Source organism: Patescibacteria group bacterium (genome assembly GCA_041675205.1).
Taxonomy (GTDB): Bacteria; Patescibacteriota; Patescibacteriia; order GWA2-46-9; family GWA2-46-9; genus JBAYUF01.
The window spans coordinates 191471-211638 of the sequence record JBAYUF010000001.1 but is presented as its reverse complement, the minus strand read 5'-3'; the positions used below and the strand labels follow the sequence as shown (position 1 = coordinate 211638).

Here is a 20168-nt window from a genome sequence, read left to right as displayed (position 1 = left end):
CTAACTTTACTCGCTTACTACACCGTCAAAAGATTCGTTGTCTGCCTCCGCTTCAGCTTTTGTTTCGTGTACAACTTTATCGCGGTGATGTGGTGGTGCATAAATGGTGTAAAGGAACAACGATTCTAAAGTCGAGGTATTTATAACATTGTGCTTTGCCCCCGCTGGCACAACTACTGCATCGCCATCTGTAACCGTGTGTTCAACGCCGTCAATAACTACTTTCCCATTTCCTTTTTCAAACCTAAAAAACTGGTCCCCATCGCTATGTACTTCTTCACCAATTGCTTCACTTGGTTGAAGCACCATCAGCACAAGCTGCATGTGCTTGGTCGTATGGAGCACCTGACGAAATGATGTATTCTCCTGCGTAAGACGCTCTATGTGACCAATGTATCCTTTCATAGGAATAAATTAAATTATTTAACAAATGCCGCTACAAGGACGCCAGCCGTAACTAAAACTCCAGCGAACACATTGCCAACCGTTGGTCGCTCCCCTAAAAATAGAAAAGCTAAAAGTATGGTGAGAGCGACACTTAATTTATCAATCGGTGCTACGCGCGAAGCTTCACCCATTTGCAGTGCCTTATAGTAGAACAGCCATGACAAACCCGTGGCAATCGCCGAGAGCACAATAAACACATAGGTATGACGCGAGATTCGAAAAAGTTCACTACTATTCCCCTGCACAAATACAATTCCCCAAGCAAAAACCACGATAATGGCGGTGCGAATTGCCACCATCAAATTGCTATCAACCCCCTTAACGCCAATCTTCCCAAATATGGCAACAAGTGAGGCGAAAAAGGCTGACAAAATTGCATACGTTACCCACTGCATATTTTTATCCTATACCTTGCGTACAGTAGTAACAAGATAAATTGCGCCGTGCGGCAAGCCTAGGTATGCTATTCGCATGCGTATTCCTAAAAGACGAGGAGAAATTGAATCACAGCAAAAACGTGTATTTGATAACCACCTCACCCCTGAAAAAATTGCTCGCTTAGAGAAAGACCTGGAAGACCTGGAAAAAAACTTGCTGCCTCCGGCAGCAGCTGAACTCAGACGAACAGCCGAAATGGGTGACCTATCAGAAAACGCCGCCTACCAGCACGCCAAAGATACCCTACGCCGAATGAACAACCGTGTGCTCTCGCTCCGTGCTCGCATAAATAACGCCATACCCATTGCAGCTGGTCCAGACGCGTTTGGCAAAATTACTTTAGGAACAACAGTAACACTAAAACAGAATGGTCGAACCGTAACGTATCAACTGGTTGGCCCACAAGAAACAAAACCCTCGCAGGGTCGCATCTCTCATCATTCCCCTGTTGGTTCAGCACTCATTGGAAAAAAGAAAGGCGACACATTTAGTTTAAAAATTAACGACGCACAGATTACTTTTGAAATTCTGGAAGTCCGCTAAAAGGCTGTGCGGGGGTAAACGTTTTCACGTCGACCCCCGCACCTGCACTGTGTCAATGACTGCCTCCCGTCAGTTCATCGGCTAGTTGGAAACTACCATCTACTCACCCGGCGGCCGCAAATCGATTCGTTCTTCACCATCCGGCTGAAAAATGACCCTGCGGTCGCCCTCTTCGACTCGTCCGATCACGAACATCTCGTAGCCGGCCTTGGTGCCAACCTGGATCGTTCGAACGGCCTCAGAACGGGGAACGAATGTCAGCCATCCGATTCCCCAGTTGAAGGTCGTCAGCAGATCTTCACGACTGACACCGAGCTCAGCCATGAAACGGAACAACGGTGGCACATCATCACACCAGGTGTGGATTCGATAATTGAACAGCCGAGAATCTGCAGCCGCCTTGGCGACCCCACCACCTGTTACCGGCAGAAACTTGTGCACGTCGATTTCGGCGTCGAGCAGCGCCTCCACCAAGGCGACATACGACCGGGTCGGAATGAGCGCCTCTGCACCGAGCGTTTCACCGTTTGGCAGTTTGGTAAGGAACCCTTCCGGTAAGGCCATACCTCGTTTGATGAGAAGCGAAGCACCGTTTGCGTGACCGCCGGATGAAGTCGCGCCGATGATGACGTCACCCACGGCAAGCTTCTTCCCAGTGATGTAACGCCGTTCCGGATCGATGACGATCCCAGTAACACATGCACTGAAGGTCGGCGCGCTTACCACCGGCGGTTCTGCTTTGATGAGATACTTGTACGCTGGGGATTCTCCAGCAGCCAACGCCATTCCAAGCATTTGGCAGGCATCAAAGAACCCGCCAATCAAGGCCTCTGCGCGAAATGAATCCGCAAACCAGGCATCGTCACCAGCAGCGATTTCATCCAATCCGACGACCGGCATATAGCCATGAGCAACGACATCGTTGGCACTCATGAGCACGGCGTCAACACCAATTCCGCTGAAGTACTTTGTATCGCCAGTCAGCGAGTACATCAGCTCGGCAATCCACTCCTTATTACCAAGACCTTCCAGCGTCTTGCCCCACCGGTGCGGTCTGCCGCCTCGATACTCATACGAGGCGGCGTGCGCGTCTGACTCGACGAACACATGCCGAGCATTCGGGAACGTCAGGGTTTGACGCCCCATCTGCTTGATCATCGCTTTCCAGTTCCGAATATTCCCGTAATCAACGCCCGCTTTGGCGTATTCGCCATGTGACTTATCGGTCATGACTTTCTCCTTGCCAACAAACTTGAAGCTATTCCCCACCAAAGCGGCGGGTACATTTTTTTAATGACCACGAAACAATTTTCCTGGAACGAATGCACCTTATTAGAAAAGTAAGCCAAAAGCAAGGAACGAAAAGGGGGTGTACGGTTGCTCAGTTGAGCCTTCCGCACACCCCACTTTCACTTGTCCTGTCGGTCCTCCGCCGACTAGAACGAAATGTTGAACTCTGCCGGAGCCTCCTTCCGATCAGGCGGCGGTGGCAGTTCACCGTTGGCAACACGATGTAATGCGGCCTGCATACCCTTGAAACCGCTATAGGCTCTACCGGCGATTTCGTCGATCACGACCGTTTGCCCCGGCAACTCCGTAATCGAAAGTTCCGCCGCTCGCAACCCTTCGCTGCCGAGTTCGCCAAGTGCCACACCAATCACCCGTTGCTCCCTACCGGCATCGTGCACCAGTGTCTCAACCACCCCCGGCAAAGCGAACGCCTTACCACCAGCTGCGATGATAGTGTCAGCACCATCACAGTTTGAAGCGACGAACTGCCGAAGTGCATCGTGATTCCGGTGACAACTCACCACATGAACGTCAAGCCTCGCGAAGTCGTTTACCGCATCCGCCTGGCTCAGCGCCGCGCGCACGCTCTCGAGATCGGACCTGCTACCCAGCAGAACGGCGACACGTTGCTTCACCGATGGTACCCGTACCTTCATGTAGTCATTGAGGTACCCCTCCACGCGCTGTTCGGTGAGGCGCCAGAAGATGTAGCGATAGGCCTGCGCGGTTGCCTTCAGAATCCTCTGCGGCACCTTAATGCCATGCACTCGCGCAATGTGTTCTGCCGTTAGCGGCCCTTTCACCCCTACCCTGCTTCCCCAGTTGCGAACCAATTGCTTGTCGAAACTGGCTGGCGACGTTCGCACCATCTGCCGCTGACTCACCTGCCACGCCGAATACGCCCAGTAGCGACTCGAGTCCGGCGTCAAGACCTCGTCAGCAAGTACCACCCTACCATCGTCATCGCGCCCGAACTCGAACTTGGTGTCGGCGATGACGATGCCTCGCGATGCGGCGTATGCCCTCGCAAAGCCGTAGATGCCGAGTGTCGAAAGCGCAGCCATAGGATGCCCGCCAGTGACAGTAACGGCGTTGATATGCTCATCATGTCCCGCCTCAGCCTTGGTGGTCGGTGTGAAGAGTGGGAATGGCAACTCGTCACCATCCTGTAGCCCGGCGGGTAACCGCTGGCCACACACCGCACGCGTTGTTTGATACGCTTCGAGGCCAGTGCCCGTTAAATTGCCACGGGCGATGTACTCGATTGGGTCCATGTCGACACGACGTACCACGACGGCCCGAGACTGGAGCTCAACGTCGCCACGCAACGGTTCAGGCAAAAGCGAATCAACCTGTGAACCGACCGCAACGAGATGCGTCTTCGTCTCGAGCTCAGCTTCGAGCAGCCGCATCCAGAATACGGTCATCACGTTCAGGATGGTCCCCTTGCCGGGCACCATCGCATTCAGGATGATGTCGAAAATGCTGATTGCATCTGTGACAACAATCAGCAGAAATCCTCTTCCTATATCGTAGACGTCGCGGGTCTTCCCACGACTGACGAGTTTCAATCCTTTAAGCACAGGCCATGCGGCCCGCGCTGGTGACAGTACAGCCATCGTTATACTCCTACCTACGTTATTCCCCGCCATGTGGCGAGTACATTTCAATGACCAAGTGACCGATGAATGATTCAAGAACGAATGCACCTTACTGAAATCGACCCAAAAAAGCAAAGTAAATCTTGTTGAATATTCGTTACTTCAAAATCACCAAACTTTTTAAAAAATCTTTATACGTATCCTCTGAAATCGTAGGATTCTTTGCGACAACATAATACCGACGAAAACCCGAGCCTGTCGTAACGTCTGTGACAATATGCCGCTCGTTCCGCCATAGTGGCTGAAAAGGGAAATCTGTCGCACTGTCTTTTTTCTCAATGTCATAACGCCGGGCGCTATATTGCTCCGCGCCGACAACTGTATTTTCTTTAGAATGCACCATAACCGTACTCAGTGTCTGGAAAGAATCAGCATCAAAAAAGCGAATAAAGAAAAGTGACCGTTCACGAGCCGTACCACTGCCACTGAGAGAAAAAACATTCAACGCTTTTATTTGCGGCACATACTCAACCTCAGCACCGCGAGGTAACCAAAATTGAATAGGAAACTCCTCCCCGTCACGCTCACTCTTTTGGTCAAACATTCTACCCTGTTCTTCAAGCACCACACCGTTGTCTGTGAAAAAATCTGTTGGGTTTATCCAGCTAGCAACACGTGAGGCAATCTTTTCATACCCCTGTAACCGCACATCTTCGCCACTATAAAGCCCGAAATGCAAATGCTTACGCTCGCCATCCGTGGCAGTACTTCCCCCTTGTCCAAGAACGCCAACGCGCGACCCTGCAGCAACAACGTCTCCAACCTGCAGTTTTGTGTTCGCTAAATCCAAATGACCATAGAGCGCATTCACTTCGCCAGTCGGAAGCGTGTGCCGAATGATAACTAAGCCACCATATCCAGATATGTGCTCCGCACGGCGAACTGTTCCTTCGGCGATTGACACGACCGGCACATCATCCGTAACATCTGTAAATTCTATGTCGTCAGCTACATGATAACCGGTAAATCGATCTTCAATATACTCACCAAATGATTTAAATGTTCGCCGACTGAGATAGCCGTCTACCGGAAAATAAATTGTTTGAACAGTTCCTAATTTTTCTTCTTTATCACTGACCTCTTGTTCTGTTTGTACTGCTATTGGTTGCTCAATTGACATTGAAAAATATCTTGATCCAAACGAATACACGCCACTCAATAATAAAGCGAGCACGAACACTATACTAACAATCTTGGCAGAGCTGAGGTGCATATATAAAGTATAACAGAACAATCAATGCTAGACTTACAGCATGCATTTTTCTAAAAAAGTGGTTACCGGACTATTTGGCTTCATTGCCCTATGTGCGCTGCTCGCCGTAGCAGCAATAGTAAGGTTTCAAAATTTTTCACCAGTCGCCAAAGAGATCGACGTACCGTTCACGAGTCAAGCACCAGAAGGCAAATGGCAAGAGCCATGGCAAAATGCTTGTGAGGAAGCTTCGATTGTCATGATTCAAAACTTTTACAAAGACGAGGGGCTGACGGTTGAAAAAGCACGCCAACAAATACTTGCTGTCTTTCAATTGAAAAAAGACACTGCCCCCGCATCAAAAGACGAATCACTTGAGCGCATCGCAGAAATTATTAATAGCGGTGACCTTATTTGGAAAGCGCGTGTAGTGAACGACCCCAGTCTAGAGGACATCAAAACTGAGCTAACGAGTAATCACCCAATTATTGCTCCCGTTTATGCCCCGCTGCTTAACAACCCAAACTATACCGGTAGCGGCCCAGACTATCATGTTATTGTCATCACTGGTTACGACGACGCAACCAACGAATTTATTACCAACGACCCAGGTACTGAAGCAGGTAAAAACTACCGCTATGCATACGATGTTCTCCTTTCAGCTTTGCACGATTACCTTGCAAACAAAGAGTATACTGCTGGCCCTAAACGCGTCTTGTTTACCGAACCACGCTAACGCACCAAGAACCTCAACTCAGGTACGCTTTCTCCATTAACTCGTCCGCTCTGAGCTCGGTGGTACTACTTGCAAACAGTAATTCACCTTCTACGTTTTCAATCACTATAAAAGAGGGAACGGCACATGTTCCCTCTTTTTGATTTCCTTATAGTTCTTCCCCTCGTTGTTCCCAGATGTGCCCTGGGTTATAGTCGACTACTGCCGACGTTTCGATGCACTCGTCGGCGCAGGATACTTCGGTACCCTAGGAATGCCGGGAATCGGCACCCCCGTAGCGACATCGACGAGTTGGGCATCGCGCCACCCGAGCGACGCGACAGTGCAGCCGATTGCGTTCGCAGCCAAACGCTTGAGAGAGCGACGGATCGCCACTTGCGGCCTTCCTTTGACCATTCCAGTTCCTCCTTCTCTGTGTTGGCGTAACTCAACAATTCCTTGCTAAACGGTTAGGCTCGACAAACTGTTGTCAGTGTTATCGCACCAAATTGCCGTCGCAATGAGCTTTCCGCAACCGATTGTTCGAACACGACCAGAAAAACCACCATCTACTTGCGGCAACGTATCGGTGACGATAATCTGCTGCACAGGCGCAGCAGCAATTCTCTCGACGGCAGGGCCGGAGAATATACCGTGCGTCGCACAAGCATACACCGACGCTGCTCCAGCTTCGCACAATGCGACCGCCGCATGACGCAGAGTCCCGCACGTGTCGAACATATCGTCAACGACGATGCAGGCATATCCACGAACATCACCGATAACCGTTGCCTCACCAAGTTCGCCAGTTGTTGGGTCGCGGCGTTTGTGAACGATAGCCATTGGAGTTTTAAGCCGTTTAGCGAACACGTCTGCCTGCTTGACGCCACCAATGTCAGCCGCGACGAACACCAACGGCTTACCACCAGTGTCGAGCTTTGAGATCACACCAACGAACTCCTCCGTCGGGAAAAGCACGTCTGAAGGAATATCGAAAAAACCTTGCAACTGCGAAAAGTGAGGATGAACGAGAACCACGTGTCGTGGTTGCGAAACACCCATTGCGGCTTCGATCTCACGAGCCACAAGCTTTGCCGTAATCGGCGTACGTGGCTGATCCTTACGGTCTTGTCGTCCGTACCCAAAGTACGGAATGACTGCAGTCAACCGTCCTGCCGAAGCAAGGTTGGCTGCCTGAAGGAGCAACTTCATCGCCATCAAGTTACCAGGAGCATTCGTTGACTGGATGACGTACGTATCTCGCCCACGAACATTGCCATCTAGTCGCAGTGTTGATTCACCGTCTGTGAACGCTCTCCACGTAACCGGCACCGACACCACGTCGTGGCCGTATCGCCGACGAAGCTCTGTGGTGATATCCTCCACCAGGGTTTCTGCCACGTTGGGTCCAAAAATCAAAATGGATTCCATCTCAAATCTCCTTCTGGTTCTCTGCAGTTCGTATTTCCATCTCTTTTTGCAAGAGCTGGATACCCTAAGCGGCAAAAAGCTACCCAGAATACCCAACTCTTACATTGTCAAAGAGCACCTCATCTTGTTCTAAAAACTATCGAACGTCAATAAATTTAAAAAGGAAGAATTTTATTCATATACCATTGACAAATGAATAAAATTAGTGTAAAAAATTGGGTTCGTTCTGTACCGATTAACAGGAGGGAGCAAGGACGAACATTCACTGCTCTTTCCAAAGAAAAGCCAGGGAGGAAATACCATGGCCAGTTTGTTTTCATTGGCGCGGCTGCTGGCTGCGCTCGTCGTCGTATTCACGTTCACGGCAACGGCATCGCCTGCGCAGATGGTCGAGCCGTTCTACCAGCCGGCGGTGGAGATCCAGGGCAAAAACAACTTCGATCTCTGCAAGGTGACGGGTGCCGAGATCGAGTGCAACACGGAGAACCAACCTGAGATGACCGACGGCCTCTACCGGCTTTCGGTGGCCAGCCAGGTGCTCCGCATCTGGAACGTCGTCAGGGGGAGAAACATCGTCGGGAGTGAATGCTGGAAGGTGGTTTCATCCGCCGACACCTTCTCGCTCATCGACCTGGACAGCAGTGGCCTTGTGTCCAACTGCGAAGGGTTTGACTACGAGGTTGGATGGAAGGACCCCGGAAACCCCCTCGTCAAGATCAACTGGGTCCCGAGACCCCTACCGAGAAACACGCCCATCCTCGTCAGCGACCGCTACGAGGAGAACAAAGTCGTTTTTCTCTCGTACGGACAAATTGTCGACGGGAAAATGGCCTGGACGGTGAACGTCGACGACATCGAGAAACGGTTCTTCGCGGTCCCACGACCGCTGGACACCGTCAAGGCGGCAGGCGACGACTTGAACACAGGTATCAGAGCGGCGCTCGACCAGAGCGGCCTGACCGAACAGCTTCAGAGGCTGCAATCGTCTCTGACCGCTGTATCGGAGGAAGAGGACCTGCCGGAGGAGCAATGGAAGTTGGCACTGCACCACGTATCGTGGCCCATGCACTGGGCATGGGAGTTCTACGTCACGAGTCCGAATCCAATCCGGCTACTGCTGCGAGAACAGGCCGCCGCCATCCTCGTGCGGATGGCAAAGGAGATGCAAATCTCGAACGAGGTCGTGGGGCGATACCTCACAAACCTCACGTGGGATGAGGTCGCCGCCACCGACCCCACCCTTCTCGAGATCAATGAGTTCCGGCTGGTAGTGGAGGAGGCCGACGAACTGTTCCAGAAGCGGGCTGGCATGAACCGAGACGACGCCTACGCCCGCCTTTGGTGGCGGCGGAGAGGCAAAGATGTTTTCGAAACCTTCAGGACCACGTTCCTGAAGACCTACCCCCCAAAGTAGGAGACCCCGGGGGGCAAGTTCGACGGGGCGGGAAGATCATCGCATCTTCCCGCCCCTCGTCAATTTTAAAATCTTTTTATACGCTCAACACTTTAACAATTTTACCTTCTAAATTTTTAATGTCTTTCCAGCTGCCAACGTACTGCAAATTTTCTGAATTCTTTTCTTGTGCGTCTCCGACTCCTTTGCTGATTCTACCCAATCAATAAAATCTCTACGTTGATTCGAAGTAAGCTCGTGCCACTTAGCCTTCGCCTTTGCACTCGCCCCAACAACCCTATATAAATCCATTGGCACAAGCGCATAGCAGCAAGGGCGACGCTTCCCGGACATAAGCATGTCTGGAACTCGCTCGATTCGGCGCTGCCGCGTCTCTGGCTGTTTGGCTGAAACAATCCAGCTAATAAAGTCTCTGCGAGCGATTGGTGTGAGATTTTCCCAAAGCCTTCCTACCTTAGGAGTAGCCGCAAGGGCTTTCCGAAGATCAGCAGGTACTTTGGTCTCCGATGCTTTTTTAACCGATTTAGAAATTATTATTTTCATTGTTGCTCTACATTTTTTACTACCGTTGCCGCAATAACTAGCATGCGCTTGAGATTAAAAGCTGGGCATTTGATACATTCCGATTCATGATGCGCACGCTTCCTCAACAGCTCTTCGTAGCAAGGCAACGTATTCGGGATTTCCTTTATTATTTCGAACGGAGGCCCAAATAACACCTGGGCTTGTCAAAGTTACACAGAATACCCCACCAGGCCGCAACTCGCCGCCCATTTCTTTATTGAAAAAATAATCTCGCCGATTATCTGCTATTTCATTTCCCAAGACTGCACAAATGGATCGGCACACTCGCCAAAGGCGGTCCGGGTCATCAATTCGTATTTCAGCTACATTACCCTCGTCGCGAAATGAAAACTCACCCGAAGAACTCGCTTCAGTTCTTTCTCTTTCCGTATTCATATCACCATCAGCAACTGACGGCTCGTGACCTTCAGAAAAATTTTCTTCCTTACCGTTTGGCATATCTAATGTAGATTTGTAGTGGCACAAAATATTTTTACCAAAACTCCGAATCGCGGACGATATCAGAACCTGTTACGCAGCTTTATGTATATCCAGATAGTTAACGGCAGTGAAATAGTTAATAAGCTATCATTTGCACTATCGACCCAATTTAAATGCGAACCGTATGCTGTTGCGTCACGAAAATCCATCACTTCCATTAGCAAAGCGAAAACAGCTGGCGCGATCAAGGACTTCGCTGAGGAAAGCTTAATCTTAAAGACCTTTGCTGCCCCCAAATAGACAAAAATACCCAAGAGGAAATGAAAGCCATTTTTAGATAATCCAACCGTGTCAATCAAGAATATTTTAAACGATTGATACGGCGCCATGCGTAGAGGGTAACAAAAAACACCTGCTAGTAACAGACGTCCTTTGATAGCTCCGGGGGTGGGACTCTCCTACAAATCGCTTCGGTTTCCACCTCAGCGTTCGCAGGCCGCCGCTCGCGGTTCGCCTCGGCGGCAATCCTCGTCGAACATCGCTGCGCGCTTCTCGCCCCAACGCGAATGAAGCAGTTCATTCGCTCCCCCTTCTCTTTGTCGTATTCTCTCCAAAGCTCCGGGGGTGGGACTCGGTCACAACTCTCGTCGGCTTCCGCCTCCTTGGTCGCGACCCCGCCTCACGGTCTTCGTCGTCAGCAGTACTCCTCAGACATCGTTCCGGCTTTCTCGCCCCAACGCGAATGAAGCAGTTCATTCGCTCCCCCTTCTCTTTGTCGTATTCTCTCCAAAGCTCCGGGGGTGGGACTCGAACCCACGACCAATGCGTTAACAGCGCACTGCTCTACCGCTGAGCTACCCCGGAGCTTTACCGAGAATACATTTTTTAAAAAATCACCCTCTGATAGGTAATGAAGCCAATCATACACGACCCTCCAAAATATTCAACACTCTAATTAACAAAGCTTATACGAAAACTGTACATGCCCATACTACAGAGGCCATCCAACGTTCCTTTAGCTTGACTGGCCGAAATCTGAATATCTTTTTCACCTGTCGAGGGTAACGTCGCTTCGTAGCCTAAGGACGGTATAACAAGACTGGCCGAGCAATCGTACGTACCATTTGTCTTCATACGCAGCGTCGTAGGAATACCAGCCTTTGCTGTTACCTGCCGTGGCGAGTAACCTCCCCGGGCCAATATGGTAATGCGCTGACTACCATCTTCGAGAACTGTCACGGCGTCTCCAGTAGTTGCCACATCTACGTTATTGTCCGGCACAGCAAACCATAGTACCGCCATTATTAAAGCAGCCCCCATACCAACGCCAAAGACAAGAATAAAACCTCTCATATTTTCCTAAAAAATGTTTACTGGCTGCACAAATCCTAACACAGCTAGTGCATTATAAACATTAAAGAGCGCCAGTATAATTACCAGAAGACCGGCTGCTTTAAAAAAGATACCGCGCCAAGACCTATTACGCACCTCAAATGCTCCAAACGAAAGTAACAGGAGTACTGGCAACGTTCCAAGGGTAAATATGAACATAGTAAGCGCACCGGTTATGAAGCTTCCTGTTGAAAGCGCATATAGCTGCATTGACTGCGTAAATCCACAGGGTAAGAAAAATGTTGCGGCACCAATAAAGAATGGTGCAGCTGCACCGCCACTCCCTTGAGTAGAAAGTCGCTTGTGCAGCGTGCTTGGTAAACGCGGTAACAACCGACTTGCCGCAGGCATTATCTCAAGAAGACTAAGGCCCAGTAGGAACATAACAACACCAACAGCAATACTTATGCCCGCAGTCCAACTGGTGGCTATTTGAAACGTGCTACCCGCAATACCAATAAGCCCACCCAAAATAAAGAAGCCCACAAGTCGACCTACATGGAATGCAGCATGTGGTCGCCAACTCTTCCCGCTCTGCGCATACGTTGACGACAACGTGAGGACCAAGCCGCCAACAATAGCAAGGCATGTAGATAGTGAAGCAACAATACCCACAAGAAATGCGGTGAGGTAACTCATTCCAGTGCCGCCTAAAATGTTACCGATGCCCATTTTCTGTAGCGCGAGAAATCCCGCAACTATCAAAAAAGCAATAATCCCGCCAATTGCAAAATCTCGCCACAGCACGGCTTTCAACGGAACAACACCGAGTTCAGTTATGGTGTAGCCGTGATGCTTTACACCTTCCGTAAAACGCTCGGCAAGTTCGTTGTCGCTTTGTTCAAATTCACCAGTTACGGTAACTGATTGCTTCGCAAGATTAGTATCAACCGCCGCCACACCTGGCATTGCCTTCAGCGTATCGTTAATAACTACAACGCACGACGCACAGTGCATACCGTGAACGGAAAAAGTTTTTGTGGTAGATGCCATAGTTTATAAACGTATTAATTTCAAGCGTAGGGAGTTACCTAATACAGACACACTAGAGAACGCCATAGCAAACCCAGCGAAAACCGGTGAAAGCAGCCACCCAAACACTGGATAAAAGAGACCAGCCGCGAGCGGTATACCAATGACATTGTACGCGAATGCCCAGAAAAGATTTTGCCGAATGGTTCTCATAGTACGGCGCGATAACAGAATAGCTTTGGCAACTTTCGTTATGTCGCCATGAAGCAACGTTACATCGCTTGCCTCAATAGAAACATCTGTGCCGGTTGCCATGGCAATTCCAACGTTCGCCTGCGCAAGCGCCGGCGCGTCGTTCACGCCATCTCCAGCAACCGCCACAATCGCACCTTTCGCTTGCCATTCACGCACCAACGTCAGTTTATCTGCTGGAAGTAATCCAGCAATAATATTTTCTGGCTCAATGCCCACCGCAGCCGCCACAAATTTTGCCGACATAACATGATCTCCTGTAGCCATAATCACATTGACACCAAGGTGTTGCAGCTCTTGAACTGCCTGTTTCGCACCGGCCTTCACTTCATCTCCCACAGCAATGACACCCAGAATTTGCTGCTTCGCTACGAGCACCACAGCGGTCGCACCTTGGTTAGCAATTACAGTAAGTTCCGCTGGCACAGGAAGAGTGAGTTTTGTGAGTAGTGCTGGGCCACCTATGTAATACACTTCACCAGCAATATCACCCCTCACACCAACACCCGGCATATTTTCAAAATTACTCACGAGTACTTTTGTTACGTGTTTTGCTTCTGCCGCAGCCACAATGCTTGTGGCAATGGGATGCTCAGACAACGATTCAAGAGCGGCTGCATACGAGAGTACTTCGTCCTCACTATGACCTCCCAAAGGAATCACACTTGTCACGCGAGGTTTACCTTCGGTGAGCGTGCCAGTCTTATCAATGACGAGTGTTGTTACTTTGTGTAATCGTTCCAATACTTCTGCGTTCTTAATTAAAATGCCATCTTGCGCCGCCTTTCCTACCCCCACAATAATTGCTGTTGGTGTCGCTAAACCCAAGGCGCAAGGACAGGCAATGACCAGTACGCCAACAAAACACGTCAAGCCAAGTGAAAGGGCGGTAGCAAAAGGCAAATACTGTGGCCCAACGGTAAGCCAAAGACCTAAAGTTACAAAAGAAATTCCAATAACGGTCGGTACAAATACTTGAGAGATGGCATCTGCCAAACGCTGAATTGGCGCACGCGATCCTTGCGCCGCTGCTACTAGCTTCACAATACTTGCCAGCAAGGTTTCCTCACCAACGCCTGTGGCTGTGAATGTAAAATTACCAGTTGTGTTTACCGTTCCCGCCACGACGTTTTCACCAACACGCTTCTCTACTGGCATAGGTTCACCGGTCACCATTGCTTCGTCAACGTATGAACTACCAGACAGTACCGTACCGTCAACCGGTATACGCATGCCCGGCTTAATCATAATAATGTCGCCATGTTTTACTTGGTCAACTGCTAGCTCTTGCTCGACGCCATCACGCACGACGAGCGCCGTCTTGACCTGCAGTCCGAGCAAGGCGCGAATGGCATCTCCAGTTCTACGCTTGGCGTTCGCCTCTAAATACTTGCCGAGCGTAATAAGGCCAATGACCACGACGACAACATCATAATAACTGTGGGTCACGTCTATGTATGGTGCGAGCTGCTGCTCAAAAGCAGCGATAATAAAGCTATATGCAAAAGCCGTCATCGTGCCTATGCCAACGAGCGTATCCATATTGGCAACACCGTGGCGCAAAAATACCCATACGCCTTTTATATACTGGTCACCAACCAAAAAGAGAGCCACCGTGGCGAGCACTGGCATAAGATGGTGCATAAACTCTTCTGCCGCAACTGGCAATTCAGGAATAACCGCAAATGGATACACCAAAAATTCCAGTACCATTATAAAAACACTAATGACCACAAGCGGAATAGCGACCACAACTTTGTGGCGAAGCGTCGTAAGCTCGTCAGCTTTCATATCAGCACCGGCGTGATGTTCCATTGCCGCATCTTGAGTCGCAAACGAATAGCCAAGTGGCGCAATTTCTTTAGACAGGTCGGCTATAGTTGTCGCCTTTTCGTCATAAGTAATTTCCGCAGACTCCATAGCGTAATTAACCGCGACGGTACCAACGCCAGGCTTATTTTTAATGGCCTTTTCAATATTAAACGCACAGGATGCGCAATGCATACCAACAACACGAAGCGTTTCTGAGCGCATATTAGCGTCGTTTTAATTTATAAACTCGAAGTATTTCACGCTTCGCTTTCTCCACTTGCCCAGACTGCACCTGCTTTATGGCACAAGATCCAAGATGATTTTCGAGCAAAATATCTTCTACGTTCGACAACGCCTGCTTCACAGCAGACGTTTGCGTAATTACATCAATACAATACGTGCCATCTGCAACCATAGTTTGCAGACCACGAATTTGACCTTCAATTATCTTCAGCCGACGAACAAGTTTTTTAGTATTGGATGATTCCATACCGACACTATATACCCCCCTGGGGGTATGTCAAGCGATGGAATGACTAGGCAGTTTCTTCTGCATACGTTACTATGGCGCAACTATGTTATTTCATCTTGCCATAATTCTTCTCGCGAGCTCCGGCTTTGCCATTGCACTTTATGTCTACCGGCACAAACATGGCCCAGTACCACTGCTTTGCCCCATAACGAAACACAAGTGCGAGACCGTGGTGCACAGTCGATATTCAAAATTATTCGGTATTCCACTTGAGTTCCTGGGTATGGCCTACTATGGCTTTACCGCAGTAGCACATATAGTGGCTATTATTAGTGGCCTTGAAAGCACGCTGCTCATCACTGCAACGTTCATCCTTTCACTATTTGCCTTTTGCTTCTCGCTCTATCTCACTGCCATTCAGGCTTTCATTTTACGTGAATGGTGCACGTGGTGTTTACTGTCTGCCAGCATTTGCACAGCTATCGCGCTCCTTGCGCTAAAAATGCTTCTTTAAAACTTGACGTTATACAGCTGTTGTCGGTAGTGTAGCGACGTCGCACCCAGTTCAAAACATAGGGTGCAGGAGGATACAGTGAAATCGAAAAGTGAAGACGCAGAACTCGAACGAGAGCTAGCGCGACGATGGCGAGAAAATCGTGATCTCGCCGCCCGAAACGAGCTCGTTGAAAGGAACCTATGGTTCGCACGGTGGTCTGCCAGAATTACGAACATGGGTCGCCAACTGACAGCTGAGGAGCGAGAGCAAATCGCATACTGCAGCCTCGTTGAAGCCACCATACGCTTCGACGAACGGAAAGGCGGAAATTTTCGAGGGTACGCTAGTTGGTACATACTCGGCGCCTTAAATAGTGCCAACGCTACAGCAAATACTGCTGTTCACTACCCCAGCTATCTCTACGCTGCGTCCAAGCGCATCAAAGCAGCCACGTTGATTCTCGAAGTTGCGTTAGGGAGGAAACCAACACGAGATGAAATTATGAAGCACGCTGATGTAACTGGTGCCGCTATTGATGCCGCATCAGAGCCGGTGCTTCCGAAACGTGGACGATCGCTCGATGCACCGCTAATGACCGAGGATGGCGAAAGTCGCACACTTCACGACGTTATGGCTGCTGGTGCACCAGCGCCAGAAACGATACGAATGGCAAAAGGTGAACTTGTCGACGTTACGCTTCGACTAGAGCAGTTCGTCGCCGACGTTTACCGTGCTGACGCCAGGGGGCGCAAGGCACTGCGAGAACGAAATGCTTCGTTCCTCATCGATCGTCACGGCATCTGGAATGACGATGGAATAGCCTTGGAAGAAGTCGGCAAGAAACACGGCGTCTCTCGTCAAATGGTCAACCAGACAATCAAGCGGCTTTGGCGCTGCTTGCAAACTGCAAACGCCGTGTACACAGAAGCATGGCTGGAGAACATCCTCCGGCAGAAACGAGCGCTAGAAATACTACTTGAAAACGAGCAGTAAAACAGACAGGACCCGGAGGCCCCTGTCTGTTTTCACGTTCAAATACTTTTCGTTAGTAATCTCTAAGCCGATCGATGAGTTCGTGCTTCTTAATTTTTTCCAAAGCTTTAGCCTCAATTTGTCGAATACGCTCTCTGGTAACACCGAACTCACTCCCCACTTCTTCCAGGGTATGAGCTACGCCGTCTTCCAAACCAAACCGCATCTCTAAAATTTTCTGCTCTCGCGGCGTCAGCTCTTGAATAATATTTTTCACGTAGTCTTTCAATAGCTGCAGCGCCGCCGCCCTATCGGGCGTAACGTTCTTCACGTCCTCAATGAAGTCTTCCAAAGTTGAATCTTCATCATCTTCGCCGACAGACGTTTCTAGTGAAATCGTGTCCTGAGAAATTTTCATGATGTGCCGAATTTTCTCTAACGTCTCCCCCATTTCAGCCGCGATTTCTTCAGGGTACGGCTCACGACCTAAGTCTTGAATGAGTTGCCGTTCAATTTGCTGAAATTTATTAATTGTCTCAACCATGTGCACGGGAATACGAATGGTTCGAGATTGATCAGCCAAAGCGCGGGTAATGGCTTGGCGAATCCACCACGTCGCGTACGTTGAAAATTTAAAACCTTTGCGGTACTCAAATTTCTCCACGGCACGAAACAAACCAATGTTGCCTTCTTGAATGAGGTCCAAAAGTGAAAGTCGTTTACCAGTGAACTTCTTCGCAATAGAAACGACCAATCGAAGGTTTGCTTCAATCAGTTTCTTCTTCGCTTCCTCGTCGCCCCGCTCTTTCCGCTTGGCGAGGGATATTTCTTCCTCAGCGTGAAGGAGCGGCACCTTACCAATCTCACGAAGATACATTTGAATTGAGTCCGCGGAAATATCCGTCAAATCCAACCGTCGCTTGTCAGATGACGACCCCATGCGCTGCGCCATTTCAGTCTTCTTGGCAGCACTATGCATGTCGAGAATGCCGGTGCCGGTGCTAATGTTTTGAATACCAATGTCTTCCAGGGTATCCAAAAATTCTTCATAACGATCCAGATATTCTTCGACCTCAGGAAACGTATACAGTACTTCAGTTTCGGTCACGAATCCTCGTGACCGTCCTTTTGTCAGCAGTGTCTGAATACGTAATTCATCTGCCTGCACCTTAACTGCTCGTTCAGCCGTTTTTACGCCAGCAGTTTTTGGTTGAACGATTTTCTTCAAAGGCTTCTTAGGCGCTTTCAGCGATGCCTTTTTAACAACCTTCTTCAATTTCTTAACTGCCTTTATTGGTTTCTTCACCTTCTTCACTATCTTCTTGGTCATGCTTATGATTCTAGATGCGTAAGAGAAGAGCTGACTCTTTGAAACTCAGTAAGTAAATCGTTCAGCGTCTGCTCATCTTTGTCTGGCAGACGTTCTAAGGCGGCAATCCGTCGAGCAAGCTCTTCAGACCGTTCGCGTAAAAAATGACGCTTCAACAAACGAACCGCCTCGGTTATATCGCGGCGAATTGCATCTGGCTCTCCGTCGCCCATGGAGTGATCGAAAAGGAGCGATAAAACGTCGAGTTGCTCAGCGAGGGCGGCGCCACCCTGTAACTCGGCAAGATATTTTGCAAATGATTGTCCAAGCCAAATAATAGGCTGGTTGCTATTCGTAGTATAGAAGAGGGTCATCTCCTTGTACAGCGTCTGCACGACTTCGTCTAAATACTCGGGTGCCAGGACGTCAAAGGCATAGCTCGACAGCTCTGGTGCGGCAATAATACCGGCCAATAGTCGTTCCGACAGTCGCCGTTTTGGATCAGCCGCTGCTTTTGGTTGCGCATGAGTAGCGAACTGCGGTCTGTCTCGCACGGTCTTCGCTTGCCGCAGCTCGGCGGTAAGTTCGGCATCTGAAACACCGACTCGTTGAGCAAGCTCCTGACGATAATGCGCCACCACGACCGAATCAGGTATACGTTTTAGTAACGCCATGAACTCGGCAATCACCGCTCGCTTTTCGTTTACATCCCGCAAATCACGAAGTGTCGTGGCTCGCTCCATGAGGTCATCGAGGAACGGGCGCGCCGCTGCTGTTGCAGCAACCCATAGTTGCGGGTTGTCTCGTATGCACTCATCGGGATCTTTGTATGCTGAGCCGTCGCTTCGTTTAGGTAGCACTATCCGAAGTACGTCTAGTCCACCCTCAAGTGCCGTAATTACACCTCGCAAGCTCGCCGACTCCCCTGCCACGTCACTATCAAACGCAAAAGCCACCCGATTCGTATAGCGCTTAAGCAGGCGCACGTGTTCTGCGGTTAGTGCCGTACCCGACGCCGCAATCACATGCCGAATACCGGCCTGATGCGATGTTACAACGTCCACGTTTCCCTCAACGATAACCGCCACCTGCTGCTGCCGAATGGCTTGCTTCGCTTGATCCAAGCCATAGAGCACCTCACCTTTTTTATATAATAAGGTTTCGGGTGTGTTCACGTATTTTGCCTCGGTCACCCCAGTTTCACTTACCTCTGTGCCTGGTAAAATTCTCCCGGTGGCACCAACCACTTGCCCATGAGCATTCATGAGCGGGAACATAATGCGATTACGAAAGCGGTCATAGACGCTGCGACCAGCCGCTGCCGCTTTTCGCACAGCGACGCCAGCGCTTACCATATCTCCCTTGCTCACTCCTTGCGAAGCTAGATAGCTTGTCAAAGCGTCCCAACTGTTTACGGCAAATCCTAAGTGCCACTCACGAATAGTGTTTGGTAAAATATGTCGCTCATTTTGCAAATACTCACGGGCTGTTCGCGCTTCAGCTGCGTCCCACAGTTGCTGCTGCCAAAACGCAACGCTCATCGCCATCACCCGACCAATCCGCTCGCGTTCGGTTCGGCGTTCTGGCGCTTCTGTCTTAACAACAACGCCAGCTTTCACACCAAGGAGTCGCAAGGCATCAGGAAACTCCAAGCCTTCCAGTTTCATAATGAACGAGAACATATCGCCCCCTTCGCCGCAGCCAAAACAGTGCCAAATCTGCTTCGGCTTACTCACCATGAATGACGGCGTCTTTTCTTCATGAAACGGGCAACGCCCCCGCCAATTTGCCCCAGCCGGCTTTAGAGGAATGTACTCCGAAAGTACGTCCACTATGTCGAGTCTCGATTTTATTTCTTCGACTGGAGTCATACTCGCAATTTACTTGGCGGCTCGGCTTGTGGCAAGGTGTCGTCTGGCACCCTTAACGTCACGGGCAATTTGGTTAATCAAAGCCTGACGACTAGTGAAACGGGTCAAATTTCGTAAACGAACAACTAGCTTCACCCGAAGCCATCTGCCATAAATTTGAGATTGAAAACCAATCAGGTGAACTTCCAGCTTCTCATCCACTCCAATGACAACCGCCGCCATGTACGTCTTATTACCAATGGTTGCCCACCCAGCGTACACACCTTTCGGCACGTTGTGATTCCGAAAGTAGTGTGTACTGAGGTTGGCCGTCGGATAACCCAATGTTCGACCCGTGTGGGCGCCATGAATAACGAATCCTCGTACGTCTGACAATATTTTTTGAGAAATGCGGGGCATATAAGGCGAAGCGTAGCCGTCTACGCTTGACGGGTCAATCCACATGGTATAATGCTGTCTTGCGATGTTTCTGGTTTTTTAAGCA

22 protein-coding genes and 1 tRNA gene are annotated in these 20168 nt (G+C 49.8%); 5 read left to right on the top strand and 18 right to left on the bottom strand.

Annotated features, from left to right (window positions below):
- Positions 1–6 precede the first annotated feature (6 nt).
- Together WC052_01015 and WC052_01010 are read right to left on the bottom strand one after the other, a co-directional pair.
- Positions 7–405, bottom strand: coding sequence for a cupin domain-containing protein (locus WC052_01015; GenBank protein ID MFA7286230.1), 399 nt, complete (start codon positions 403–405; stop codon positions 7–9).
- 14 nt (positions 406–419) lie between these two features.
- Complete coding sequence (locus WC052_01010) at positions 420–842, bottom strand: EamA family transporter (GenBank protein MFA7286229.1); 423 nt, start codon at positions 840–842, stop codon at positions 420–422.
- Between the two features lie 76 nt (positions 843–918).
- Here WC052_01010 and WC052_01005 point away from each other — a divergent pair, with 76 nt between their 5' ends.
- Complete coding sequence (locus tag WC052_01005; protein ID MFA7286228.1) at positions 919–1428, top strand: GreA/GreB family elongation factor; 510 nt, start codon at positions 919–921, stop codon at positions 1426–1428.
- Positions 1429–1527: 99 nt separating this feature from the next.
- Here the strand turns inward: WC052_01005 and WC052_01000 are convergent, their stop codons facing one another.
- From WC052_01000 to WC052_00990, 3 genes are all read right to left on the bottom strand, one after another.
- Positions 1528–2658, bottom strand: a complete 1131-nt coding sequence (locus WC052_01000) for an AIR synthase-related protein (protein ID MFA7286227.1) — start codon at positions 2656–2658, stop codon at positions 1528–1530.
- Between the two features lie 206 nt (positions 2659–2864).
- A complete protein-coding gene (locus tag WC052_00995) occupies positions 2865–4337 on the bottom strand; it encodes a phosphoribosylaminoimidazolesuccinocarboxamide synthase (GenBank protein MFA7286226.1) in 1473 nt (490 codons plus the stop codon).
- A gap of 139 nt (positions 4338–4476) precedes the next feature.
- Complete coding sequence (locus WC052_00990) at positions 4477–5499, bottom strand: M23 family metallopeptidase (GenBank protein MFA7286225.1); 1023 nt, start codon at positions 5497–5499, stop codon at positions 4477–4479.
- Positions 5500–5632: 133 nt separating this feature from the next.
- Between WC052_00990 and WC052_00985 the strand changes: the two genes are divergently transcribed.
- Positions 5633–6307 carry a C39 family peptidase gene (locus WC052_00985; GenBank protein MFA7286224.1) on the top strand — a complete coding sequence of 225 codons (675 nt, stop codon included), beginning with the start codon at positions 5633–5635 and terminating at the stop codon, positions 6305–6307.
- Between the two features lie 198 nt (positions 6308–6505).
- Here the strand turns inward: WC052_00985 and WC052_00980 are convergent, their stop codons facing one another.
- Together WC052_00980 and WC052_00975 are read right to left on the bottom strand one after the other, a co-directional pair.
- A complete protein-coding gene (locus WC052_00980) occupies positions 6506–6703 on the bottom strand; it encodes a hypothetical protein (GenBank protein ID MFA7286223.1) in 198 nt (65 codons plus the stop codon).
- 45 nt (positions 6704–6748) lie between these two features.
- Positions 6749–7717, bottom strand: coding sequence for a ribose-phosphate pyrophosphokinase (locus WC052_00975; GenBank protein MFA7286222.1), 969 nt, complete (start codon positions 7715–7717; stop codon positions 6749–6751).
- Between the two features lie 301 nt (positions 7718–8018).
- Between WC052_00975 and WC052_00970 the strand changes: the two genes are divergently transcribed.
- Positions 8019–9131, top strand: a complete 1113-nt coding sequence (locus tag WC052_00970) for a hypothetical protein (protein MFA7286221.1) — start codon at positions 8019–8021, stop codon at positions 9129–9131.
- 108 nt (positions 9132–9239) lie between these two features.
- Here the strand turns inward: WC052_00970 and WC052_00965 are convergent, their stop codons facing one another.
- From WC052_00965 to WC052_00930, 8 genes are all read right to left on the bottom strand, one after another.
- Complete coding sequence (locus tag WC052_00965) at positions 9240–9674, bottom strand: YdeI/OmpD-associated family protein (protein MFA7286220.1); 435 nt, start codon at positions 9672–9674, stop codon at positions 9240–9242.
- Positions 9675–9758: 84 nt separating this feature from the next.
- Positions 9759–10154: a hypothetical protein gene (locus WC052_00960; GenBank protein ID MFA7286219.1), complete on the bottom strand. Its 396-nt coding sequence runs from the start codon at positions 10152–10154 to the stop codon at positions 9759–9761.
- Between the two features lie 62 nt (positions 10155–10216).
- The gene (locus WC052_00955) at positions 10217–10525 is read right to left on the bottom strand and encodes a hypothetical protein (GenBank protein MFA7286218.1); all 309 of its coding nucleotides are present in this window, start codon (positions 10523–10525) and stop codon (positions 10217–10219) included.
- A gap of 403 nt (positions 10526–10928) precedes the next feature.
- Positions 10929–11000: transfer RNA gene (locus tag WC052_00950), tRNA-Asn, on the bottom strand.
- An 87-nt stretch (positions 11001–11087) separates the two neighbouring features.
- A complete protein-coding gene (locus WC052_00945) occupies positions 11088–11489 on the bottom strand; it encodes a cupredoxin domain-containing protein (protein MFA7286217.1) in 402 nt (133 codons plus the stop codon).
- Between the two features lie 6 nt (positions 11490–11495).
- Positions 11496–12521, bottom strand: coding sequence for a sulfite exporter TauE/SafE family protein (locus WC052_00940; protein MFA7286216.1), 1026 nt, complete (start codon positions 12519–12521; stop codon positions 11496–11498).
- Positions 12522–12524: 3 nt separating this feature from the next.
- The gene (locus WC052_00935) at positions 12525–14786 is read right to left on the bottom strand and encodes a heavy metal translocating P-type ATPase (GenBank protein ID MFA7286215.1); all 2262 of its coding nucleotides are present in this window, start codon (positions 14784–14786) and stop codon (positions 12525–12527) included.
- A gap of 1 nt (position 14787) precedes the next feature.
- Complete coding sequence (locus tag WC052_00930; protein ID MFA7286214.1) at positions 14788–15054, bottom strand: metal-sensitive transcriptional regulator; 267 nt, start codon at positions 15052–15054, stop codon at positions 14788–14790.
- Positions 15055–15139: 85 nt separating this feature from the next.
- Here WC052_00930 and WC052_00925 point away from each other — a divergent pair, with 85 nt between their 5' ends.
- Together WC052_00925 and WC052_00920 are read left to right on the top strand one after the other, a co-directional pair.
- On the top strand, positions 15140–15550 hold the full coding sequence (locus tag WC052_00925) for a vitamin K epoxide reductase family protein (protein MFA7286213.1): 411 nt from the start codon (positions 15140–15142) through the stop codon (positions 15548–15550).
- A 78-nt stretch (positions 15551–15628) separates the two neighbouring features.
- Complete coding sequence (locus tag WC052_00920; protein MFA7286212.1) at positions 15629–16525, top strand: hypothetical protein; 897 nt, start codon at positions 15629–15631, stop codon at positions 16523–16525.
- A 52-nt stretch (positions 16526–16577) separates the two neighbouring features.
- On the opposite strand, the gene WC052_00915 is transcribed toward WC052_00920, so the two are convergent.
- The 3 genes from WC052_00915 to WC052_00905 are packed head-to-tail and all read right to left on the bottom strand — an operon-like array spanning position 16578 to position 20083.
- Positions 16578–17834 carry a sigma-70 family RNA polymerase sigma factor gene (locus tag WC052_00915; protein MFA7286211.1) on the bottom strand — a complete coding sequence of 419 codons (1257 nt, stop codon included), beginning with the start codon at positions 17832–17834 and terminating at the stop codon, positions 16578–16580.
- A gap of 2 nt (positions 17835–17836) precedes the next feature.
- Positions 17837–19684: a DNA primase gene (gene dnaG / locus WC052_00910; protein ID MFA7286210.1), complete on the bottom strand. Its 1848-nt coding sequence runs from the start codon at positions 19682–19684 to the stop codon at positions 17837–17839.
- Between the two features lie 9 nt (positions 19685–19693).
- Positions 19694–20083 (bottom strand): riboflavin kinase, encoded by a 390-nt coding sequence (locus WC052_00905; protein ID MFA7286209.1) that lies wholly within the window; start codon positions 20081–20083, stop codon positions 19694–19696.
- Positions 20084–20168: the final 85 nt, after the last annotated feature.